The organism is Allobosea sp. UNC402CLCol, assembly GCF_000745475.1.
Taxonomy (GTDB): domain Bacteria; phylum Pseudomonadota; class Alphaproteobacteria; order Rhizobiales; family Beijerinckiaceae; genus Allobosea; species Allobosea spartocytisi.
In genome coordinates this window covers 575,186-594,771 of the sequence record NZ_JQJJ01000008.1, presented here as the reverse complement: position 1 = coordinate 594,771, position 19,586 = coordinate 575,186, and the positions used below count along the sequence as shown (strand labels likewise).

Here is a 19,586-nt window from a genome sequence, read left to right as displayed (position 1 = left end):
ACTCGGCGGCGATGATCGCAAGCGCAACTGCTTGATGTTTTGCAGAAGCGTCATGAATTGTGAGCCGTTTGCCCTTGCAGGTCGGGTATGCGAAGCCCGGCTCATGACGAGCCCTGCCGAACCGATCGCTGTTTATGTCGATGCCGATGCCTGTCCGGTGAAGGACGAGGTCTATCGCGTTGCCGGCCGCCATGGCCTGCACGTCTTCGTCGTCGCCAACAGCTTCCTCAACGTGCCGCGCGAGCCCTGGATCGAGCGCGTCACCGTTCCCGGCAATTTCGATGCTGCCGATGACTGGATCGCGGAACGCGTCTCACGGGGGGCGATCGTGATCACCGCCGATATTCCGCTCGCCGATCGCTGCATCAAGGCCGGCGCCGAGGTCATTGGGCCGACCGGCAAGCCGTTCACCGAGGCCTCGATCGGCATGGCGCTGGCGACCCGCGACATGATGGAGGATCTGCGCGCCATGGGCGTGGCGGGTGGCGGGCCGAAGCCCTTCTCGCAAAAGGACCGTTCCGCCTTCCTGCAGGCGCTCGACCTCGCCATCCAGCGGCTGAAGCGGGCCGGTTTCGGTGCGGGGCAGCCATGACATCCGTGCTGCTGGACGCATGCGGCCTTTGTCCCTAAATCTCCCGGCCAATCAGCACCGCCATTCAGACGGGCTCCCGGGAGGATATCCATGTCGTTGACCCGCCGCTCCACTCTCGGCCTGATGGCCGGCGCCGTTTTTGCTCCGTCCGTCGTCCGGGCCGAGAGCTTCCCGAGCAAGGTCGTCACCATCATCGTGCCCTATCCGGCGGGCGGCCCGACCGACGCGATTGCGCGCTTCGTCGCGCAGGATCTCTCCATCGCCTTCGGCCACAATGTCGTGGTCGACAACCGGGCCGGCGCCTCCGGGGCTGTCGGCACCCGTGCCGTCGCCCATGCGCCGGCCGATGGCTACACCATCGTCTTCGGCAACAACCAGACGCATGGCAACAACATGTTCCTGCTGAAGGACCCCGGCTACGACGCGGTGAAGGATTTCGCGCCGCTCGCCGGCGTCGGCGCCTTCGAGCACGCCTTCGTCGTCCGCAACGACCTGCCTGCCAAGAACATCCAGGAACTGATCGCACTGGCGAAGGCCGAGCCGGGCAAGCTCAATTACGGCTCGACCGGCGTCGGCTCCGGCTCGCATCTGGCGATGGAGCTGTTCATGCAGCGCACCGGCATCAAGATGACGCATGTGCCCTTCCGCGGCGCGGCGCCGCTGGTGCAGGAGATCGTCGGCGGGCGCATCGACATCGCCAATTCGACGCTGCCGAGCGTGCTCGAGCAGATCAATGCCGGCACCCTGCGCGCGCTCGCCATCGCGAGCCCCGAGCGCAACCCGCAGGCGAAGGCCATCCCGACGCTGCGCGAGCAGGGCGTGAGCAATGCCGATGCCGATTCCTGGGCCGCCTTCTTCGCGCCGGCGAAGACGCCCCAGCCGGAGCTCGACGTGCTCTCCAAGGCGATCATCGCCTCGCTCAACAAGCCGGCGACGCGCGACGCCATCGTGAAGCTCGGCTTCACGCTCAACGTGCGTGATCCGGAAGCGTTCAGGCCCCGACTCCTCCAGGAAATCGCGAGCTGGAAGCAGATCATCACTGAGGCCGGGGTGAAAGCGGAATAGGCTCCGTCCGCCGCTCGCCGGCCGGTCCCTCACGTCGTCGTGAGCTTGCCGCAACGCCTTGGCTGATCGCTGCGTTGCCCTCTATCTCAGGCGAAGCGATGAGCGGAGGGAAGCTATGCGGCGGCTCGGGATGGCTTTGGGACTGGGGGCGGGGCTTGCGCTTGCCGGCGTGATCGCTCCCGCGACCGCACAGAAGCGCTTTCCCTCGAGCGCCGGCGAGCTTGCGGTCGAAACCGTCGCAGGTGGGCTGGAGCACCCGTGGGGTCTCGCCTTCCTGCCGGACGGACGCATGCTGGTGACGGAGCGGCCGGGCCGGCTCAGGATCGTCGATGCCAAGGGCGAGCTGTCGCGGCCCCTCTCCGGCATCCCGAGTGTGATGGCGCGCGGGCAGGGCGGCCTGCTCGATGTGGCGCTCGATCCGGGCTTCGCTGACAACCGGTTGGTCTACCTCTCCTATGCCGAGCCGCGACCGGGCGGCAACGGCACCAGCGTCGCCCGCGGCAGGCTGAATGAGCAGGGCACCGCGCTGACCGGCGTCGCGGTGGTCTTCCGGCAGATGCCGACGGTCAGCTCCAACCTGCATTTCGGCTCGCGGTTGGTCTTCGACCGGACCGGCGCGCTCTTCGTGACGGTCGGTGAGCGCTATACGCAGCGCGACCAGGCGCAGAATCCGGCCAACCATCTCGGCAAGATCATCCGCATCCGCCCCGACGGCAGCGCGCCGGCGGATAATCCGAAGAAGCCGGGCTGGGCTCCGGAGGTCTGGTCGATCGGCCATCGGAACGTGCAGGGCGCGGCATTGCATCCCGATACCGGCCAGCTCTGGACGGCCGAGCACGGCGCGCGCGGCGGCGACGAGATCAACACGCCGAAGGCCGGGCTGAACTATGGCTGGCCGGTCATCACCTATGGCGTCGACTACTCGGGCGCCAAGATCGGGGAGGGGACGGCGAAGCCCGGTATGGAGCAGCCGCTGTTCTACTGGGACCCGTCGATCGCGCCTTCAGGTGCCGCCTTCTATACGGGGCCGGTCTGGCCGGCCTGGAGGAATTCTCTTTTCGTCGGGGCGCTGGCCGGCAGCATGCTGGTCAGGCTGTCCACGCAGGGTGAGAAGGTGACGGGTGAGGAGCGCCTCCTCACTAATATCGGTGCACGCATCCGCGACGTGCGGCAGGGGCCGGACGGCCTGCTCTATCTCCTCACCGACGAGACGGACGGGCAGATCCTGCGGGTGCGGCCGGCGAAATAGACGCCGAGACGCGATCCGCTCAGGGGCCGCAATCCCACTCGCTGTCGAGGGCGTAGACATTGCGCGTCGCGAGCTTGCCGGTGGTGTCGTAGAGGTCGCCGACATAATAGGTCATGCCGGCGTCGTCATGATCCTCGCGCTTGACCTGCAGCGACCAGCCATAGCCGACCTTCCTGCCGTGCCAGGCGGGGTGGATGGCGCCGATCGAGGCGGAGCCGAGGATCTGGGCCCTGGAATCGCTCGGGCTGCAGGTCGGGCCGGCCAGAGCGGGCAGGGTGCCGGCAACGAGGCAGGCGGCAATCAGCAGGGTCCTCACGGGGCAGTCCTTACGAATCGGGATCGGTCGCGGCGAGCCATATCCACCGCGCCGCGCGAAAGGCCAAGCGCTGTTGGCGCGTGGCTGTGTTGCGCTGCAACCGGGGCTGGTCAGCCCTCGGCCTGGACGATGAAGCGTCCTGCCGGTGTTCGCGTTCCGATCGCCGCGTTTTTCCTTCGCACCGCCATTCTCGCTGGTTAACCTCCGTTAACCACGCTCGCCTAGCTTCGCGGCGAATGCATTCGAATCGGCGGAGACCCATGCGCGCAATCAGACTGGCCCTGCCCCTCGTCCTCTTCGCCTCTGCCGCCTGCGCTCAGGCGGGCTTTCAGTCCTGCCTGTCCGGCCTGCGCGCCGACGCGGCGGCCAAGGGCGTCTCGGGCGCGACCTTCGACCGTGCCATGGCCGGCGTCGAGCCGGACATGAAGGTCATCGAGGCGATGAACAACCAGCCGGAGTTCAAGACTCCGATCTGGGACTATCTCGGCACGCTGGTCGATGACGAGAAGGTGGCGGAAGGGCGCAACATGCTGCGCCAGTATGCCTCCGTCTTCGCGGCGGCCGAACAGCGGTTCGGTGTCGATCGCCACACCATCGCCGCCGTCTGGGGCGTCGAAAGCGATTTCGGCAAGGCTCGGGGCAAGTGGCCGCTGGTGCAGTCGCTGGCGACCGGCGCCTGCCTCGCACCGCGCCGCAACGCCTTCTTCAAGGGCGAGCTGATCGCGACGCTACAGATCATCCAGCGCGGCGATGTTCGGCCGGATCGGCTCTTCGGCTCCTGGGCCGGAGCCTTCGGGCACACCCAGTTCATTCCCTCGACCTATCTCAGGCTCGCTGTCGATGGCGACGGCGACGGCAAGCGAGACCTCGTCGATTCCATTCCCGACGCGCTACACTCAACCGCGAACTTCATGGCCAAGGCCGGCTGGGTGACGGGTGCGAGCTGGGGCTACGAGGTGCGCGTGCCGGATGGCTATTCCGGGCCGAGCGGGCGCAATCCGAAGCATCCGGTCTCGACCTGGGCGGCGCGCGGCATCGTCAAGTTCGACGGTTCGCCTTTGAATGGCGCCGGCAATGCCGGGCTCCTGATGCCGGCCGGCCGCAACGGCCCGGCCTTCCTCGTCTTCAAGAATTACGATGCCGCCTACAGCTACAATGGCGCGGATTCTTACGCCTTGGCGATCTCGCTCCTCTCCGACCGGCTGCGCGGCAAGCCGGGCGTGCAGGGGCAGTGGCCGACCGACGACCTGCCGCTGTCGCGCGAGCAGCGGCGCGAGCTCCAGCGCCTGCTGATCTCACGCGGCTACAATGTCGGCGAGCCCGATGGTGCCGTGGGCTCGCTGACGCGCACGGCGATCAAGGAGATCGAGGGCAAGCTGGGCATGCCCCAGACGGGACGGCCGGGCGAAAAGGTGCTGCGCGCGCTGAAGGGCGGGCGAGTCTGAAGGTTGCAGAAAACGGGTGGCGTCGCGGAAGCGCTTCAGAGAAGCGTTTCCGCCGCATCCAAGCTTCCGGAGACAGCATGACACGCCGCCTGATTTCCACCGGCTCGCCCTTCGAGCGCAATTTCGGCTATTCGCGCGCCGTGGTCGATGGCGATCTCGTCTTCATCTCCGGCACGACCGGCTACGACTACGCCACCATGACGATGCCGGACGATCCGGCCGAGCAGGCGCGCAACATCTTCCGCACGATCGGCGCCGTGCTGGAGGAGGCGGGGTCGTCGCTGATGCAGGCCGTGCGGGCGCAGTACTTCGTCACCGACCGCAGCTATTGCGAGCCGGTTCTGGCGGTCTGCGGTGAATTCTTTCGCGAGATCAGGCCCGCCGCCGGCATCTATGTCGTGGCCGGGCTGCTCAAGGCGGAGATGAAGGTCGAGATCGAGGTGACCGCGCGGGTTAGGGGAGGCTGATCGGAGTTGTCGACACTCTGTCGACTTTTGGTATATCTCTTGCAAGTCAGCGTGCATCAAGGCGCGTGCCTTAAGCAGAGGGAGATATGCCATGTCGATCCGTCGTCGCACTGTTCTCAAAGGTGCTGGTGCGCTTGCCGCGACAGCCTTCCTGGGTAACCGGGCCTTCTCGCAGGGAGCGGCGGCGACGCTGCGCTTCAACCCCTCGACGCCGCTGCCCTCGCTCGATCCGATCACGGCCACCAGCTACGTCATCCGCAACCATGGCTATCTGATCTACGACACGCTGTTTGCGACCGACGCGAATTTCCAGATCAAGCCGCAGATGGTCGAAGCCTGGGAGACGGCGACCGACGGGCTGAGCTGGACTTTCCGCCTCCGCGACGGGCTCTCCTTCCATGACGGCGAGCCGGTCCGCGCTGAGGACTGCATCGCGTCGATCGCCCGCTGGTCGAAGCGTGATGCCTTCGGCCAGACCTTTGCCACCTTCGTCGAGGGCTACGATGTCGTCGACCGGCGCAGCTTCCGGATTCGGCTGAAGAAGCCCTTCCCGATGATGACGTCCGCGCTGGGCAAGCTCTCGTCGAACGTGCCCTTCATCATGCCGGAACGCATCGCGCAGACCGACCACATGAAGAACATCACGGAGGCGATCGGCTCCGGCCCGTGGCGTTTCATGGACAAGCAATGGGTGCCCGGCCAGAACGCGATCTATGAGCGCTTCGCGCAATACAAGCCGCGCGAGGAGGCGCCGTCCTGGGCCGCCGGCGGCAAGATCGCCAAGATAGACCGCATCGAGTGGCTGGCGCTGACCGAAGCTGCCGCCGCGGCTGGCGCGCTGATGCAGGGAGAGCTGGACTGGTTCGAGCAGCCGCCGGTCGATCTCATCCCGATGCTGAAGGGCAACAAGGACGTCGTCATCGAGAACGTGCCGCTCGGCCTGTTCCTGCTGATGCGGTTCAACCAGTTGCAGCCGCCCTTCAACAATCCGGCGATCCGCCGGGCCGTGATGGCCGCCGTCAATCAGACCGACTACATGGAGGCCGTCGTCGGCGACAAGGCCTACTACAAGGAGGCCAAGACCTTCTTCACGCCCGGCTCGCCGATGTCGAGCGGGGCGGGCGGGCAGGCCGCCATGCCGGGTAATCTCGAGAAGGCCAAGGCCATGCTCAAGGAGGCCGGCTACAAGGGGGAGAAGGTCATCCTGCTCGCCCCGGCCGACCAGCCGATCGCCTATCAGCAATGCATGGTCACCGAGGATCTGCTCAAGAAGCTCGGCATCAACGCGGAACTCGTCGCGACCGACTGGGCGAGCTTCATCGGCCGGCGCGCCAATCGTGGCCTGCCCGAGCAGGGCGGCTGGTCGGTGTTCCATACGCTCTGGTCCTGTGCGGATACGCTCAACCCGGCGCTGCATCCGCTGACGCGGACCAATGGCGGCGCGGCCTGGTTCGGCTGGCCCGACGACGCGCCGATGGAGGGGCTCCGCGACGCGTGGATCGCAACGCCGGAAGAGGCCAAGCAGAAGGAGATCGCGGCCAGGATCGAGGAGCGCGGCTTCGAGGCCGTTCCCTATGTCCCCTGCGGCCTCGTCCAGCAGCCCATGGCGTTCCGCAAGAATCTGAGCGGTATGGTGCTCTCGCCGGTCCAGTTCTTCTGGAACATGGAGAAGAAGGTCTGAGCACCGCTCTCGGCGCCGGCGCATGGTCTGCCATGCGCCGGCTTCGCGTGCCTGCCGCTTGCGTCGTCACGGTTCCGCCCGTAATCACCGCCGCGAGACCGGAAACCGGTTCGGTTCAGACCAAGCGCGAGGCGACGACCATGGCGACCCACAAGCTCCTGCTGCTCCCCGGCGACGGCATCGGCCCCGAGGTGATGGGCCAGGTCGAGCAGATCGTCTCCTGGTTCGGCAAGCAGGGGCTCGGCTCCTTCGAGATCGAGAAGGGGCTCGTCGGCGGGGCCGCCTATGATGCGCACAAGCAGGCGATCTCCGAAGGCGACATGAAGCTGGCGCAAGACGCCGACGCCGTGCTGTTCGGTGCCGTCGGCGGGCCGAAATGGGCGGATGTGCCCTATCAGCACCGCCCGGAAGCCGGCCTGCTGCGCCTGCGCAAGGATCTCGGCCTGTTCGCAAACTTGCGTCCGGCGATCTGCTATCCGGCGCTGGCCTCCGCGTCGTCGCTGAAGCCTGAAATCGTCGAAGGCCTCGACATCCTGATCGTGCGCGAGCTCACCGGCGGCGTCTATTTCGGCGAGCCGAAGGAGATCGTCACGCTGGAGGATGGCTCCAAGCGCGGCGTCGACACGCAGGTTTACACTACGCCTGAGATCGAGCGCATCTGCCGGGTCGCCTTCGAGCTGGCGCGCACCCGCCGCAACAAGGTCTCCTCGGCCGAGAAGCACAACGTCATGAAGACCGGCGTGCTCTGGAAGCAGACGGTGACCGCGCTGCACGCCGCCGAGTACAAGGATGTCGAGCTCGAGCATGTGCTCGCCGACAACTGCGCCATGCAGCTCGTGCGCCGGCCGAAGCAGTACGACGTGATCGTCTGCGACAATCTGTTCGGCGATATCCTCTCCGACGTCGCGGCGATGCTGACCGGCTCGCTCGGCATGCTGCCCTCGGCCTCGCTCGGCGCGGAAGACCCCGTCACCGGCAAGCGCAAGGCGCTCTACGAGCCCGTCCACGGCTCGGCGCCGGACATTGCCGGCAAGGGGCTGGCCAACCCGATCGCGATGATCGGTTCCTTCGCCATGGCGCTGCGCTATTCCTTCGGCGCGGGCGAGGCGGCCGACCGGCTCGAAGGCGCGATCTCCGACGTGCTCGGCTCGGGCACCCGCACCCAGGACATCGCCGCTGATGGCACCAACGCCGTCTCGACCAGCGAGATGGGCGCCGCCATCATCAAGGCGCTGGAAGCGCGGGGCTGATCGTTGCCCTTCTCCCCTAGGGGAGAAGGTGTCTGCGAGGCCGACGGACGAGGGAAGGGCCGCATAGCGGCCCTTTTTCGTTTTGGCGAGGTTCCTGCCCTCATCCGTCAGCGCTGCGCGCTGCCACCTTCTCCCCCGAGGGGAGAAGGAAGACCTCCCTCTCTCCCTCGTGAATTGCCGTGACACCGCTTTCGTGGCTTAGCTCGGCGCAACGAAAGCGGAGTATGTCCGTCATGCTGATCAAGCGCCGCGCCGGCTGGGAATTGCCGGAGAGCGAAGCGACGCCGGAAGGCGCCTTCCTCAATCGCCGCCAACTCATGGCTGCGGGAGCTGGGCTGATCGCCGGTGCGGCCCTGCCGCGTCTGGCCGCGGCCCAGACGCCCGATCCGACGCTCGACCTCTACCCGGCCAAGCGCAACGAGGCCTTCAAGATCGACGTGCCGCTGACCAAGGCGGAGGACGCGGCGAACTACAATAATTTCTACGAATTCGGCATGTCGAAGGACATCGTCGACGCCTCGCAGCGGCTGGCGACGCGGCCCTGGAGCATTCAGGTCGACGGCTTGGTCGAGAAGCCCTTCGAGATCGGTTTCGACGACCTCGTCCGCAAGCTGCCGCTGGAGGAGCGGCTCTATCGCTTCCGCTGCGTCGAGGCCTGGGCGATGGCCGTGCCCTGGACCGGCATTCCGCTCAAATCCTTCGTTAATCTCGCCAAGCCGCTCTCCGGTGCGAAATACATCCGCTTCGAGACCTTCCTGAACCCGCGCGTCGCGCCGGGGCAGAACCAGCGCTGGTATCCCTGGCCCTATGTCGAGGGGCTGACCATCGCCGAGGCGGCGAATGATCTGCCGATGCTCGTCACCGGCATCTATGGCAAGCCGCTGCCGACGCAGCACGGCGCGCCGCTGCGGCTGATCACGCCGTGGAAATACGGCTTCAAATCGGTGAAATCGATCCGCAAGATCAGCTTCGTCGCGGAGCGGCCGAAGACTTTCTGGGAGGCGCTGCAGGCCAGCGAATACGGTTTCTGGGCCAATGTGAACCCGGCCGTGCCGCATCCGCGCTGGAGCCAGGCGAGCGAGCAGGTGCTGGGCTCGCGTGATCGCCGGCCGACGCTGATCTATAACGGCTATGGCGAGCAGGTCGCCGGGCTCTACAAGGGGCTGGAGGGCGAAGCCCTCTTCATGTGAGGCCCGACCTGCTGCCAGCTTTCGGGTGCCCTCAGCGCTATGCCGCGTGCTAGACCCATCCGGTCCACGCAATGGCGCCGGGAGCACGAACATGGCCACCCAGCATTTCCATCTCTTCGAAACGGCGATCGGCATCTGTGCCCTGGTTTGGGAAGGCGAGCGCTTCATCGGCGCGCAACTGCCCGAGCGGGACGAGGCGGCGGCGCGCAAGCGTCTGGAGCGGCGCTTCCCGGAAGCCGAGGAGGCCGAGGCGCAAGGCTTCGTCGCGGACACTGTGGCGGGCATCCGCGCCTTGTTCGAGGGCGAAAAGCGCGATCTCTCGCATCTGCCGCTCGCAATCGAGCGGACACCGGACTTCAACCGCAGGGTCTATGAAGTCGCGCTGTCGATCCCGCATGGCGAGACCCTGACCTATGGCGAGGTGGCGCAGCGCATCGGTGAGCCCGGCGCGGCGCGGGCGGTGGGCGTCGCGCTCGGCCAGAACCCTTGGCCGATCATCGTGCCCTGCCACCGCGTGCTGGCGGCCGGCGGCAAGACCGGCGGCTTCTCGGCCGATGGCGGCGTCGAGACCAAGCTGCGCATCCTGACGATCGAGAAGGCGCGGACCAGCACCGAGCCTGGCCTGTTCGAGGCGTTGCCGCTCGCAGCCCGGCCACCGCGTTCCTGACCACCGCCGGACCATGGCGATTGAAACGCTGCAATGATGCGCTTGCAGCGCATCGTCTTGCGCCGGGCTCGCGGAGCCTTCTACTGTCACGGCAGTTTCGCCCAACAACGAGGAATGCCATGGCCAAGTTGAAGCTCGCCATCGTCGTCGGCAGCACCCGCCGCGAATCGATCAACCGCAAGCTGGCGGAGGCTCTGGCGAAGCTCGGAGCCGATGTCTTCGAACCCTCCTTCGTGCGGATCGACGACCTTCCTCTGTTCAACCAGGATCTCGAAGCTGATCGCCCCGAGCCGACGCTGCGCCTGAAGCGCGAGATCGAGGCGGCCGATGCCATCCTGATCGTCACGCCCGAGCACAACCGCTCGATCCCGGCCGCGCTCAAGAACGCGATCGACTGGGCTTCGCGCCCCTATGGCAAGAATTCCTGGGCAGGCAAGCCGGTCGCGGTGACTGGCGCCAGCGGCGGCGCCGTCGGCACGGCGGTGGCCCAGAACGAGTTGCGCATGATCATGACCAATCTCGCCGGCGTGGTGGCCGGCGGGCAGGTCTTCATCACCTTCAAGGAAGACCTGATCGACGCCAACCACGAGATCACCAACGAAGGCACACGCAGCTTCCTGCAAGGCTTCCTCGACGGCTTCGCCAAGATCGTCGGCAAGCTCGCCGCCTGAGCGGCAGGGATCTGGATACGCTCTCCGGAAGGCACCGCTTCGGCGGTGCCTTTTTTGTCGGCTCGATCTGTCGGGAGCGGAGCGCCGCAACTGGGCGCGGCGCAAAAAAAAGGGCCGGCGTCCCCGAGGGGAGCCGGCCTTGAAAGTTTGAAACATCTGGCTCAAACGCCAAACATCTCAGAGGGGAACGGCTGAAACGAACTCAACGCCGGGAGGAGATTGCGGAGCCCGTTCCGAACAACCGTGTACTCAATATTGTGCAGGACCTGCCGTTTTGCAATGCAGCATAGCTTGGAGCCGCCATGCGCAAGCTGCATATCTCGCTCTCAGATGCGACCAATTTGTGCCTAAATGATTGAGAAATATGCACTCATTGCAGATTGAAATTCCGACGATCTATCATCCAGGATGAAGGTTGGTAGCTTCTGCCCGTATGGCGTGCACAGTTTCTGGGCTGCCGTCATACATTTGCAGGATTTCGGTTGGTTGCTCAGCCAACTGGCTGCCTACGAATCGAGCAGGCGGCAAGGCGACAGCGGCCTGCGTTTTCATGGAGATATGGGCCGTTCCGGCCTGGGCGAACGCAGCGCCGGAGCTCTTGCCCGAAGCGCCCCGCAAGCGCTTCGGCGTGGGGCCCGGGTCAGGTCCGGGATGATGCGGTGGGTTCGTGCAAGATCAGCAGCCGGCCGGGCATGTACCCGCGACCGGGGTGCGGCATTTTCAGGAGAAGTCCGCGCCGGGGCGGGACGCGAGCCGCCGACGTACCCGGAGGGTGCGCCGGCGATCCGCTGGGCCGTCAGTAGGTCCAGCGCTGCGCCTTCTGGATCAGGAAATCGCGGAAGACCTGGACGCGGGCCACCGACTTCATCTCTTCCGGATAGACCAGATAGCTCTCGAGCTGCGGCATCTCGGTCTCGCGCATCAGTTGCACGAGCGGCGAGCCCGTCTCGATCAGGTAGTCCGGCAGCACGGCGATGCCTGCGCCGGAATCGACGGCGCGCTTCATCGCCGTGATGTTGTTGACGACGAGATGGATCGGGCGCGGGTTGCGCTGGTCGCGGCCGATCGTGCCGAGCCAGTGCACGGCCGTGAGATAGGATGGCGAGGTGCCGCCGAAGGAGACGATCCGGTGGTTGTCGAGATCCTCGTAGCTCTTCGGCTCGCCGAAGCGCTTCACGTAAGCCGGCGAGGCATAGACGTGATAGTGCACGGTGAAGAGCTTGCGCTGGATCAGGTCCGGCTGCTGCGGCTGGCGCAGGCGGATGGCGATGTCGGCCTCGCGCATCGAGAGGTCGAGCTCCTCATCGGTCAGGATGAGGTCGACCTTGATGTCCGGATAGAGGTCGAGGAATTCGGCCAGGCGCGGCGTCAGCCAGTGCCCACCGAGGCCGCGCGTCGCCGTGACCTTGAGCTCTCCCGAGGGATGCTCGCGGGTCTCCGACAATTGCGAGCGCGTGCGCTCCAGCCGCTGCGTCATCTCGCGCGCGGCGCGCCAGAGCAATTCGCCCTGCTCGGTCAGGATCAGGCCGCGCGTATGCCGATGAAACAGCGGCGCCCGCAGCTCACGCTCAAGCGCGCCGATCTGCCGGCTCACGGCGGATTGACTCAACCCCAGAACATCGCCAGCTTTTGTGAAACTGCCTGACTCTGCGACGGTATAAAAAATTCTAATGCGGTCCCAATCCACCGCGCTTCCCCCGATATGCATTTTGTGCATGGTGGGGGATAAAGTTCTTGTCCGTCAATGCCCGGACGACAGAGATTGTTCTTTTTGGCACTGAATCTGGTGAGGGGATTCATCGATTCCAGTGATGAATCCCCGAAAAGCCCTTATTCAGCGGCTTCTCGCTGGTCGAGCGTGCTCGCCACCAGCCAGCGCTCGGCGTCGAGGGCGGCCATGCAGCCCATGCCGGCGGCGGTGACGGCCTGGCGATAATGCTCGTCGGTGACGTCGCCGGCTGCGAAGACGCCCGGAACATTCGTCTGAGTCGTTCCCGACTCGACTTCGAGATAGCCGGTCTCGCGCATGGCGAGCTGGCCGACGAAGAGTTCGGTCGCCGGCTTGTGGCCGATGGCGATGAAGACGCCGTCGGTCTTGAGCTCGCTCTCGGCGCCGGTCTTGGTGTTGGTCAGGCGCAGATGTGTGACATTGGGCGGGGTCGTGCCACCGCAGATCTCGGCGACCTCGCTGTCCCAGATCACCTCGATCTTCGGGTGCTTGAACAGCCGGTCCTGCATCACGCGCTCGGCGCGCAAGTGGTCGCGGCGGTGGACCAGCGTGACCTTGCTGGCGAGATTGGCGAGGTAGAGCGCTTCCTCGACCGCGGTGTTGCCGCCGCCGACGACCACGACCTCCTTGTTGCGGAAGAAGAAGCCGTCGCAGGTGGCGCAGGCCGAGACGCCGAAGCCCTGGAAGCTCTGCTCGGAGGGCAGGCCGAGCCACTTCGCCTGGGCGCCGGTGGCGATGATCAGCGCGTCGCAGGAATAGGTCTCGCCGCCATCCCCCCAGAGCCGGAAGGGGCGCTGCGACAGGTCGACCCTGCCGATATGGTCGGAGACCATCTTCGTGCCCATGTGCTCGGCCTGGGCGCGCATTTGCTCCATCAGCCAGGGGCCCTGGATGACGTCGGCGAAGCCCGGATAATTCTCGACATCGGTGGTGATCATGAGCTGGCCGCCGGCCTGGAGGCCAGAGATCAGCACCGGTTCCAGCATGGCGCGGGCGGCGTAGATCGCCGCCGTGTAGCCGGCGGGGCCGGAGCCGACGATCATGACGCGGGCGTGGGTGTGGGCCATCGTCTCGTTTCCTTCTCCGCGGCCGGGCCGCGCTCGACTCCGTCAGATACGGCGGCGTGGCGCCGAAACAAGGGGCGCTGCTTCAGGGGCCCGTGAGCCCGAGCGCCGCCCTGTGGCGCAGCCAGCCTTCGCGTATCGCATCGGCTATGATCGGCGTGGAGTCTATCGGCTGGTAGCGTTCGCCATCAAGCTGTCCACGGAAAGCATGCACAACGCCCTGGCGCGTCAGCGATGTGATCAGGGCGGCGATCTTCGCGTGCCCGCCCTGGGGCTCGAAGACGAGGATCGGCACGCCGGTCGCCGCCGCCTCGCCGACCATGTTGGTCGAGTCCGCCGTGACCACGATGGCGTCGGCATTGGCGAGCAGGGCGATGTAGGGGTTCTCGCCGCCGCCGTCCCACCACCAGCCGCCATGACGGGCGAAGACCGCCGCCACCGCGGCGGAGAGCGCAGGCGAGGTCCGGCGCGAGGGCGAGCCCATCAGGCTTGCGCCGGAGGCGGCCAGCGCGTCGAGCTGTCGGGCGAGGCGCTCGCTATCCGCCGGGGTGAAACGATGATGCCGGCTGTCGCCGCCGACGAGCACGGCGACACGCGGCGCGGGCAGGGCGGCGATCGGCGCCGGCGGCGCTGCGCGGGCGGCGGCGAGGCGCTCGGGCGTCAGGCGATGAGGGGAGGTCGTGGTGACCAGGACATTGCCGCCGCGCAGCCGGTCATGCTCCGCGACCCAGATCAGATCGGCCGTACCGGTGCCGGTGCGCGGGTCCTTGAGGAAGACGGTGAAGGTCCGGCCATTCGAGGCCTTCCTCACCGCCCTGAGATAGGCGACGGCACGCCGGCCGGAGGCGATGGCGATGTCGGGGAAGGGAGGGCGGATCGGGCTTTGCGGCCGCTCCGGCCCCTCGCGCGGGTCGATGGGGCCGCGCGGCATCAGCCAGGCGAAGGGCTTTCGCGGCGCCACCCGGCGGATCTCCGGCACGATGCCGAGCCGCTCGGCCACACCGAGGCATTGCAGCTCATCGCCGGCCTTGCCGTCGGTCAGGACCCAGATCGTCGGGGCGGTTTTCTGATGCAAGGGGGCGGGCGTCTGCGGCATGCGCCTTGTATCGCCTGCCGACGCCGTCTACACCAGCGCCACCTGCCTCAGAGGACATTCATTGCCGGCGAAACTCGACGATATCGACCTGCGTATCCTGCGCGAGCTTCAGGCCGATGGGCGCATGACCAATGTCGAGTTGGCAAGCCGCGTCGGCATCTCGCCGCCCCCTTGCCTCAGGCGCGTCAGGGCGCTGGAGGAGGCCGGGTTGATCCGTGGCTACCATGCCGATCTCGACGAGCGGAAGCTGGGCTATGAGGTGGTCTGCTTCGCCTTCGTGCATCTGGCGAGCCAGGCGGAAGCCGATCTCGTCGCCTTCCAGAGCCGCATCCGTGACTGGGCGCCGGTGCGCGAATGCTGGACGCTCTCCGGCGACATCGACTTCGTGCTGAAATGCGTGGCGCCCGACCTGAAGGCGTTTCAGGATTTCGTCGGGGATCTGACGGCGCTGCCGAACGTCCGCAATGTACGCACCGCGCTCGCCCTCGACCGGGTCAAGGACGAGCCGATCGTGCCTTTCGGCTGAGCGGCGCTCAGCCCGCGACGTAGCGCTTGATCCAGTAGGCGTTGTTGCGCGCCAGCGCCTTCAGCCGGCGCTGGTCGACATCCGGCAGATACCAGGCGCCTGCGCCACCCGAGAGTTCCGTCGACATGATCGGCCAGCTGTTGAGCGCGCGGCCGTGGCTGTCGTAGAGCGTGACCGTGCTCTCGAGATAGTCGTTGCTGGCGCCGCCATCGGCCGGCTTGCCGCCGCCACCACCACCGGCATAGCTCGCCAGCCAGAGGCTGCGGACCGTCACGACGAGGCGGTTGCCGGCTCCCTGACGGAATTCCGGTCCGAGGATCTGAGCCAGCGTTCGCTGAAGCTCGGCGCTGACCAGCCTGACATTGTCGCCCCAGGCATCCGTGACCGTTCGCGCGAACTCGACGCGGATCGAGCCGATGGGCGCGGCCTGTGCGAGAGCAGGCGAGAGGTCGGACGGGAGCAGGGCGAGCGATGCCCCCGCAAGCGACAATGCGAGGAAGTGGCGGCGTGTCGTCATGGCGTCGTCTCCGAAGGCCTTCGGAGATAATGTAGGAGCTCGGGCGCCGATTGCCATCGGCGCCCTGTTGCCGTGGTTAGCGGAAGGCGACTCCGACGATCTCGTAGGACTTGCCGCCGCCGGGCGTATTGACCTGCACGGAATCGCCGACCTTCTTGCCGATCAGCGCGCGCGCGATCGGCGAGCCGACCGAGACCTTGCCCGACTTCACGTCGGATTCGGGCTCGCCGACGATCTGGTAGCTCTTCTCTTCCTCGGTATCGTCGTCGATCAGCTTGACCGTGGCGCCGAACTTGACCGTGTCGCCGCCGAGCTTGGAGACGTCGATGATGTCGGCGCGGCCGATCAGCGACTCCAGCTCCATGATGCGGCCTTCGTTCAACGACTGCGCTTCCTTCGCCGCGTGATATTCGGCGTTCTCGGAGAGGTCGCCGAGCGCACGGGCCTCGGAGATCGCCGCGATGATGCGCTGACGCTCGACCTGCTGGCGGTGCTTCAACTCCACCTCCAAAGCGGCGAAGCCGCCCGCAGTCATGGGAACCTTTTCCATTCTTTCCGTCCCGTAAGATCCGAAAGCGCGGCTGACGCCGGCCCCGTCCAAGGGTGCCGGCGCGTCCGCGCTTCCGCTCGGTATTTGAACCTCGTTGCGAGCGGCTACGTCAAGCTGCCCGTTCGAAGTAGGATTGCAGCGACCGTACTTCGAGATCGCCGCTGCTATAGGCCTTGATGCCTTCCGCCGCTGCGATCGCGCCTGCCAAGGTGGTATAATAGGGCACCTTGTGCAAGAGGGCCGAGCGCCGGAGCGAACGGGAATCGGCGAGGGCCTGCGGGCCTTCGGTGGTGTTGAAGATCAACTGGATCTCGCCGTTCTTGATCGCGTCGACGACGTGCGGGCGGCCTTCCAGGACCTTGTTGATCCGGGCGGCGTCGATGCCCTGTTCCTGCAGCAGCCGGAGCGTGCCGCCGGTGGCGAGGATGCGGAAGCCGAGATCGGCCAGGATGCGCACGGCGGGCACGATGCGCGGCTTGTCGTCGTCGCGCACCGAGACGAAGACCGTGCCCTTGACCGGCACCTTGGAGCCGGCGCCGAGCTGGCTCTTGGCGAAGGCGACGTCGAAGGAACGGTCGAGGCCGATGACTTCGCCGGTCGAGCGCATCTCGGGGCCGAGCAGCACGTCGACGCCGGGGAAGCGCGCGAAGGGGAAGACCGCCTCCTTGACGCCGACATGGCCGAGGACCGCGGGCTTGAGGCCGAAGCTGCCCAGCGTCTCGCCCGCCATGATGCGCGCGGCGATCTTGGCGATGGGCTGGCCGATGACCTTGGCGACGAAGGGCACCGTGCGCGAGGCGCGCGGATTGACCTCGAGCACGTAGATCTCGCCGTCCTTGATGGCGTATTGCACGTTCATCAGCCCGCCGACATCGAGCGCGAGCGCCATCGCCTTGGTCTGGCGCTCCAGCTCGGCGATGATCGCGGGCGAGAGCGAGCGCGGCGGCAGCGAGCAGGCCGAATCGCCGGAATGGATGCCGGCCTCCTCGATATGCTCCATGATGCCGGCGATGAAGGCGTCACGGCCGTCGCTGAGGCAGTCGACATCGACCTCGATGGCGTCCGACAGATAGCGGTCGAACAGCAGCGGGTTCTTGCCGAGCACCGTGTTGATCTGGCCGGTCTTGTCGTTCGGATACTTGGCCTTGACCTCGGAGGGGATCAGCGAGGGCAGGGTGCCGAGCAGATAGTCCTCGAACATCACCTCGTCGCGGATGATCGCCATGGCGCGGCCGCCGAGTACATAGGAAGGCCGCACGACGAAGGGCAGGCCGAGCTCGCCCGCGATCATGCGCGACTGCTCGACCGAATAGGCGATGCCGTTCTTCGGCTGCTTCAGGCTGAGCTTGTCGAGCAGACGCTTGAAGCGGTCGCGGTCCTCGGCGAGGTCGATCATGTCGGGCGAGGTGCCGAGGATCGGGATACCGGCCTCCTCCAGCGCGTTCGCCAGCTTCAGCGGCGTCTGGCCGCCGAACTGGACGATGACGCCGTGCAGCGTACCGTTCTGCTTCTCGGTCTCCAGGATCTCGAGCACGTCCTCGACCGTCAGCGGCTCGAAATAGAGCCGGTCGGAGGTGTCGTAGTCGGTCGAGACCGTCTCCGGGTTGCAGTTGACCATGATGGTCTCGTAGCCGACGTCGCGCAGCGCGTAGCAGGCATGGCAGCAGCAATAGTCGAACTCGATGCCCTGGCCGATGCGGTTCGGCCCGCCGCCGAGGATGACGACCTTCTTGCGATCCGAGGGATTGGCCTCGTCGGCAACCTTGCCGGCGAAGGGCATGGCGTAGGTCGAGTACATATAGGCGGTCGGCGAGGCGAATTCGGCGGCGCAGGTATCGATGCGCTTGTAGACGGGGCGCACCTCGAGCGAGCGGCGCAGCGCCCTGACCTCGGCCTCGGTCTTGCCGGAGACGGCGGCGAGGCGCTTGTCGGAGAAGCCCATCGCCTTGACCTGGCGGAAGGCGCCGGGGGTCTGCGGCAGGCCGAACTTGCGCACCTTCTCCTCGGTCTCGACGATCTCGCGCATCTGCTCGAGGAACCAGGGGTCGATCTTGCAGCTCTCATGGATCTCGGCGTCGGTGAAGCCCAGCCGCATCGCCTGCGCGACATGCAGGATGCGGTCGGGCGTCGGTGTCGAGATCGCCGCCTTGATCGCGTTGCGGTCGTCGCCGAGGCCCATGCCATCGACCTCGATCTCGTCGAGCCCGTCGAGGCCGGTCTCTAGCGAGCGCAAGGCCTTCTGCAACGATTCCTGGAAGGTGCGGCCGATCGCCATGGCTTCGCCGACCGACTTCATCGCGGTGGTCAGCGTCGGCTCGGAGCCGGGGAATTTCTCGAAGGCGAAGCGCGGGATCTTGGTGACGACGTAGTCGATCGTCGGCTCGAAGGAGGCGGGCGTGGCGCCGCCGGTGATGTCGTTCTCGATCTCGTCGAGCGTGTAGCCGACGGCAAGGCGTGCCGCGACCTTGGCGATCGGGAAGCCGGTTGCCTTCGAGGCCAGCGCCGACGAGCGCGAGACGCGCGGGTTCATCTCGATGACGATCATGCGGCCGGTCTCGGGATCGATCGCGAACTGAACGTTCGAGCCGCCGGTCTCGACGCCGATCTCGCGCAGCACGGCCAGCGAGGCGTCGCGCATGATCTGGTATTCCTTGTCGGTCAGCGTCAGGGCCGGCGCGACGGTGATCGAATCACCGGTATGGACGCCCATCGGATCGAAGTTCTCGATCGAGCAGACGATGATGCAGTTGTCCTTCTTGTCCCGGACGACCTCCATCTCGTACTCCTTCCAGCCGAGCACGCTCTCCTCGATGAGGACCTCGCTGGTGGGGGAGGCGTCGATGCCGCGCTCGACGATGTCGATGAACTCGCCCTTGTTGTAGGCGATGCCGCCGCCGGTGCCGCCCATGGTGAAGGAGGGGCGGATGATGGCGGGAAGGCCGATGTCCTCGAGCGCGTCGAGCGCCTGGCCGAGCGTCTTGATATGGTGCGAGCGCGGCGTGGAGAGGCCGATCTTGGTCATCGCCTCGCGAAAACGCTCACGGTCCTCGGCCTTGTCGATGGCGTCGGCGGTGGCGCCGATCATCTCGACGTTGAATTTCTCCAGCACGCCCATCTTCTTGAGCGAGAGCGCGCAGTTCAGTGCCGTCTGGCCGCCCATGGTGGGCAGGAGCGCGTCGGGACGCTCCTTCTCGATGATCTTGGCGACGATCTCGGGCGTGATCGGCTCGACATAAGTCGCGTCGGCGAGATCGGGATCGGTCATGATCGTCGCCGGATTCGAGTTGACCAGGATGATGCGGTAGCCCTCGGCCTTCAGCGTCTTGCAGGCCTGGGTGCCGGAATAATCGAACTCGCAGGCCTGTCCGATGATGATGGGGCCCGCGCCAATGATCAGGATGGACTTGATGTCTGTGCGCTTGGGCATGATCTCGACCGGTCTTGGGCAGGCGCGCGCAAGGCCGGTCCGATCGGGCGAGCGGAGGCCGAGCGAGCGTCTGAATGAATGCTA

The 19,586-nt window shown here is 66.3% G+C and carries 18 protein-coding genes; 11 read left to right on the top strand and 7 right to left on the bottom strand.

Annotated features, from left to right (window positions below; genetic code table 11):
* Nucleotides 1-103: 103 nt before the first annotated feature.
* From GY40_RS04825 to GY40_RS04815, 3 genes are all read left to right on the top strand, one after another.
* Complete coding sequence (locus GY40_RS04825) at nt 104-592, top strand: YaiI/YqxD family protein (RefSeq protein ID WP_038359089.1); 489 nt, start codon at nt 104-106, stop codon at nt 590-592.
* A gap of 90 nt (nt 593-682) precedes the next feature.
* Nucleotides 683-1,657, top strand: coding sequence for a Bug family tripartite tricarboxylate transporter substrate binding protein (locus GY40_RS04820; RefSeq protein ID WP_038359088.1), 975 nt, complete (start codon nt 683-685; stop codon nt 1,655-1,657).
* Between the two features lie 130 nt (nt 1,658-1,787).
* Complete coding sequence (locus tag GY40_RS04815; protein WP_248311089.1) at nt 1,788-2,906, top strand: PQQ-dependent sugar dehydrogenase; 1,119 nt, start codon at nt 1,788-1,790, stop codon at nt 2,904-2,906.
* Nucleotides 2,907-2,925: 19 nt separating this feature from the next.
* On the opposite strand, the gene GY40_RS04810 is transcribed toward GY40_RS04815, so the two are convergent.
* Complete coding sequence (locus GY40_RS04810; protein WP_038359084.1) at nt 2,926-3,222, bottom strand: hypothetical protein; 297 nt, start codon at nt 3,220-3,222, stop codon at nt 2,926-2,928.
* Between the two features lie 260 nt (nt 3,223-3,482).
* On the opposite strand from GY40_RS04810, the gene GY40_RS04805 reads away from it, so the two are divergent.
* The 7 genes from GY40_RS04805 (at nt 3,483) to GY40_RS04775 (ending at nt 10,593) form a co-directional block, all read left to right on the top strand.
* Nucleotides 3,483-4,667, top strand: a complete 1,185-nt coding sequence (locus tag GY40_RS04805) for a lytic murein transglycosylase (protein WP_038359082.1) — start codon at nt 3,483-3,485, stop codon at nt 4,665-4,667.
* 77 nt (nt 4,668-4,744) lie between these two features.
* Nucleotides 4,745-5,134 carry a RidA family protein gene (locus tag GY40_RS04800; RefSeq protein ID WP_038359080.1) on the top strand — a complete coding sequence of 130 codons (390 nt, stop codon included), beginning with the start codon at nt 4,745-4,747 and terminating at the stop codon, nt 5,132-5,134.
* Nucleotides 5,135-5,225: 91 nt separating this feature from the next.
* A complete protein-coding gene (locus GY40_RS04795) occupies nt 5,226-6,815 on the top strand; it encodes an ABC transporter substrate-binding protein (RefSeq protein ID WP_038359077.1) in 1,590 nt (529 codons plus the stop codon).
* A gap of 140 nt (nt 6,816-6,955) precedes the next feature.
* Complete coding sequence (leuB, locus tag GY40_RS04790; protein WP_038360103.1) at nt 6,956-8,065, top strand: 3-isopropylmalate dehydrogenase; 1,110 nt, start codon at nt 6,956-6,958, stop codon at nt 8,063-8,065.
* A 233-nt stretch (nt 8,066-8,298) separates the two neighbouring features.
* Complete coding sequence (msrP, locus tag GY40_RS04785; protein ID WP_038360100.1) at nt 8,299-9,255, top strand: protein-methionine-sulfoxide reductase catalytic subunit MsrP; 957 nt, start codon at nt 8,299-8,301, stop codon at nt 9,253-9,255.
* Nucleotides 9,256-9,346: 91 nt separating this feature from the next.
* Complete coding sequence (locus GY40_RS04780) at nt 9,347-9,922, top strand: methylated-DNA--[protein]-cysteine S-methyltransferase (RefSeq protein ID WP_038359075.1); 576 nt, start codon at nt 9,347-9,349, stop codon at nt 9,920-9,922.
* A gap of 119 nt (nt 9,923-10,041) precedes the next feature.
* Nucleotides 10,042-10,593, top strand: coding sequence for an NADPH-dependent FMN reductase (locus tag GY40_RS04775; RefSeq protein ID WP_038359072.1), 552 nt, complete (start codon nt 10,042-10,044; stop codon nt 10,591-10,593).
* Nucleotides 10,594-11,389: 796 nt separating this feature from the next.
* Here the strand turns inward: GY40_RS04775 and GY40_RS04770 are convergent.
* From GY40_RS04770 to GY40_RS04760, 3 genes are all read right to left on the bottom strand, one after another.
* Nucleotides 11,390-12,280: a LysR family transcriptional regulator gene (locus tag GY40_RS04770; RefSeq protein ID WP_038359069.1), complete on the bottom strand. Its 891-nt coding sequence runs from the start codon at nt 12,278-12,280 to the stop codon at nt 11,390-11,392.
* Between the two features lie 143 nt (nt 12,281-12,423).
* Nucleotides 12,424-13,389 carry a thioredoxin-disulfide reductase gene (gene trxB / locus GY40_RS04765; protein ID WP_038359068.1) on the bottom strand — a complete coding sequence of 322 codons (966 nt, stop codon included), beginning with the start codon at nt 13,387-13,389 and terminating at the stop codon, nt 12,424-12,426.
* A gap of 82 nt (nt 13,390-13,471) precedes the next feature.
* A complete protein-coding gene (locus GY40_RS04760; protein ID WP_051987515.1) occupies nt 13,472-14,482 on the bottom strand; it encodes a mitochondrial fission ELM1 family protein in 1,011 nt (336 codons plus the stop codon).
* A gap of 61 nt (nt 14,483-14,543) precedes the next feature.
* Between GY40_RS04760 and GY40_RS04755 the strand changes: the two genes are divergently transcribed.
* Nucleotides 14,544-15,008, top strand: coding sequence for an Lrp/AsnC family transcriptional regulator (locus GY40_RS04755; protein ID WP_038359067.1), 465 nt, complete (start codon nt 14,544-14,546; stop codon nt 15,006-15,008).
* 7 nt (nt 15,009-15,015) lie between these two features.
* Here GY40_RS04755 and GY40_RS04750 read toward each other — a convergent pair whose 3' ends face one another.
* From GY40_RS04750 to carB, 3 genes are all read right to left on the bottom strand, one after another.
* Nucleotides 15,016-15,525 carry a hypothetical protein gene (locus GY40_RS04750; protein WP_038359066.1) on the bottom strand — a complete coding sequence of 170 codons (510 nt, stop codon included), beginning with the start codon at nt 15,523-15,525 and terminating at the stop codon, nt 15,016-15,018.
* Nucleotides 15,526-15,601: 76 nt separating this feature from the next.
* Nucleotides 15,602-16,075, bottom strand: coding sequence for a transcription elongation factor GreA (gene greA, locus GY40_RS04745; protein ID WP_038359065.1), 474 nt, complete (start codon nt 16,073-16,075; stop codon nt 15,602-15,604).
* A gap of 109 nt (nt 16,076-16,184) precedes the next feature.
* Nucleotides 16,185-19,502, bottom strand: coding sequence for a carbamoyl-phosphate synthase large subunit (carB, locus tag GY40_RS04740; protein ID WP_038359064.1), 3,318 nt, complete (start codon nt 19,500-19,502; stop codon nt 16,185-16,187).
* Nucleotides 19,503-19,586 lie beyond the last annotated feature (84 nt).

Coding starts and splice junctions, on each gene's coding strand:
- trxB (WP_038359068.1), bottom strand. CDS start 13,389: ATGGCCCACACCCACGCCCGCGTCATGATCGTCGGCTCCGGCCCCGCC.
- GY40_RS04805 (WP_038359082.1), top strand. CDS start 3,483: ATGCGCGCAATCAGACTGGCCCTGCCCCTCGTCCTCTTCGCCTCTGCC.
- GY40_RS04775 (WP_038359072.1), top strand. CDS start 10,042: ATGGCCAAGTTGAAGCTCGCCATCGTCGTCGGCAGCACCCGCCGCGAA.
- GY40_RS04820 (WP_038359088.1), top strand. CDS start 683: ATGTCGTTGACCCGCCGCTCCACTCTCGGCCTGATGGCCGGCGCCGTT.
- GY40_RS04800 (WP_038359080.1), top strand. CDS start 4,745: ATGACACGCCGCCTGATTTCCACCGGCTCGCCCTTCGAGCGCAATTTC.
- GY40_RS04825 (WP_038359089.1), top strand. CDS start 104: ATGACGAGCCCTGCCGAACCGATCGCTGTTTATGTCGATGCCGATGCC.
- leuB (WP_038360103.1), top strand. CDS start 6,956: ATGGCGACCCACAAGCTCCTGCTGCTCCCCGGCGACGGCATCGGCCCC.
- carB (WP_038359064.1), bottom strand. CDS start 19,502: ATGCCCAAGCGCACAGACATCAAGTCCATCCTGATCATTGGCGCGGGC.
- GY40_RS04750 (WP_038359066.1), bottom strand. CDS start 15,525: ATGACGACACGCCGCCACTTCCTCGCATTGTCGCTTGCGGGGGCATCG.
- GY40_RS04760 (WP_051987515.1), bottom strand. CDS start 14,482: ATGCCGCAGACGCCCGCCCCCTTGCATCAGAAAACCGCCCCGACGATC.
- msrP (WP_038360100.1), top strand. CDS start 8,299: ATGCTGATCAAGCGCCGCGCCGGCTGGGAATTGCCGGAGAGCGAAGCG.
- GY40_RS04780 (WP_038359075.1), top strand. CDS start 9,347: ATGGCCACCCAGCATTTCCATCTCTTCGAAACGGCGATCGGCATCTGT.
- GY40_RS04815 (WP_248311089.1), top strand. CDS start 1,788: ATGGCTTTGGGACTGGGGGCGGGGCTTGCGCTTGCCGGCGTGATCGCT.
- GY40_RS04795 (WP_038359077.1), top strand. CDS start 5,226: ATGTCGATCCGTCGTCGCACTGTTCTCAAAGGTGCTGGTGCGCTTGCC.
- greA (WP_038359065.1), bottom strand. CDS start 16,075: ATGGAAAAGGTTCCCATGACTGCGGGCGGCTTCGCCGCTTTGGAGGTG.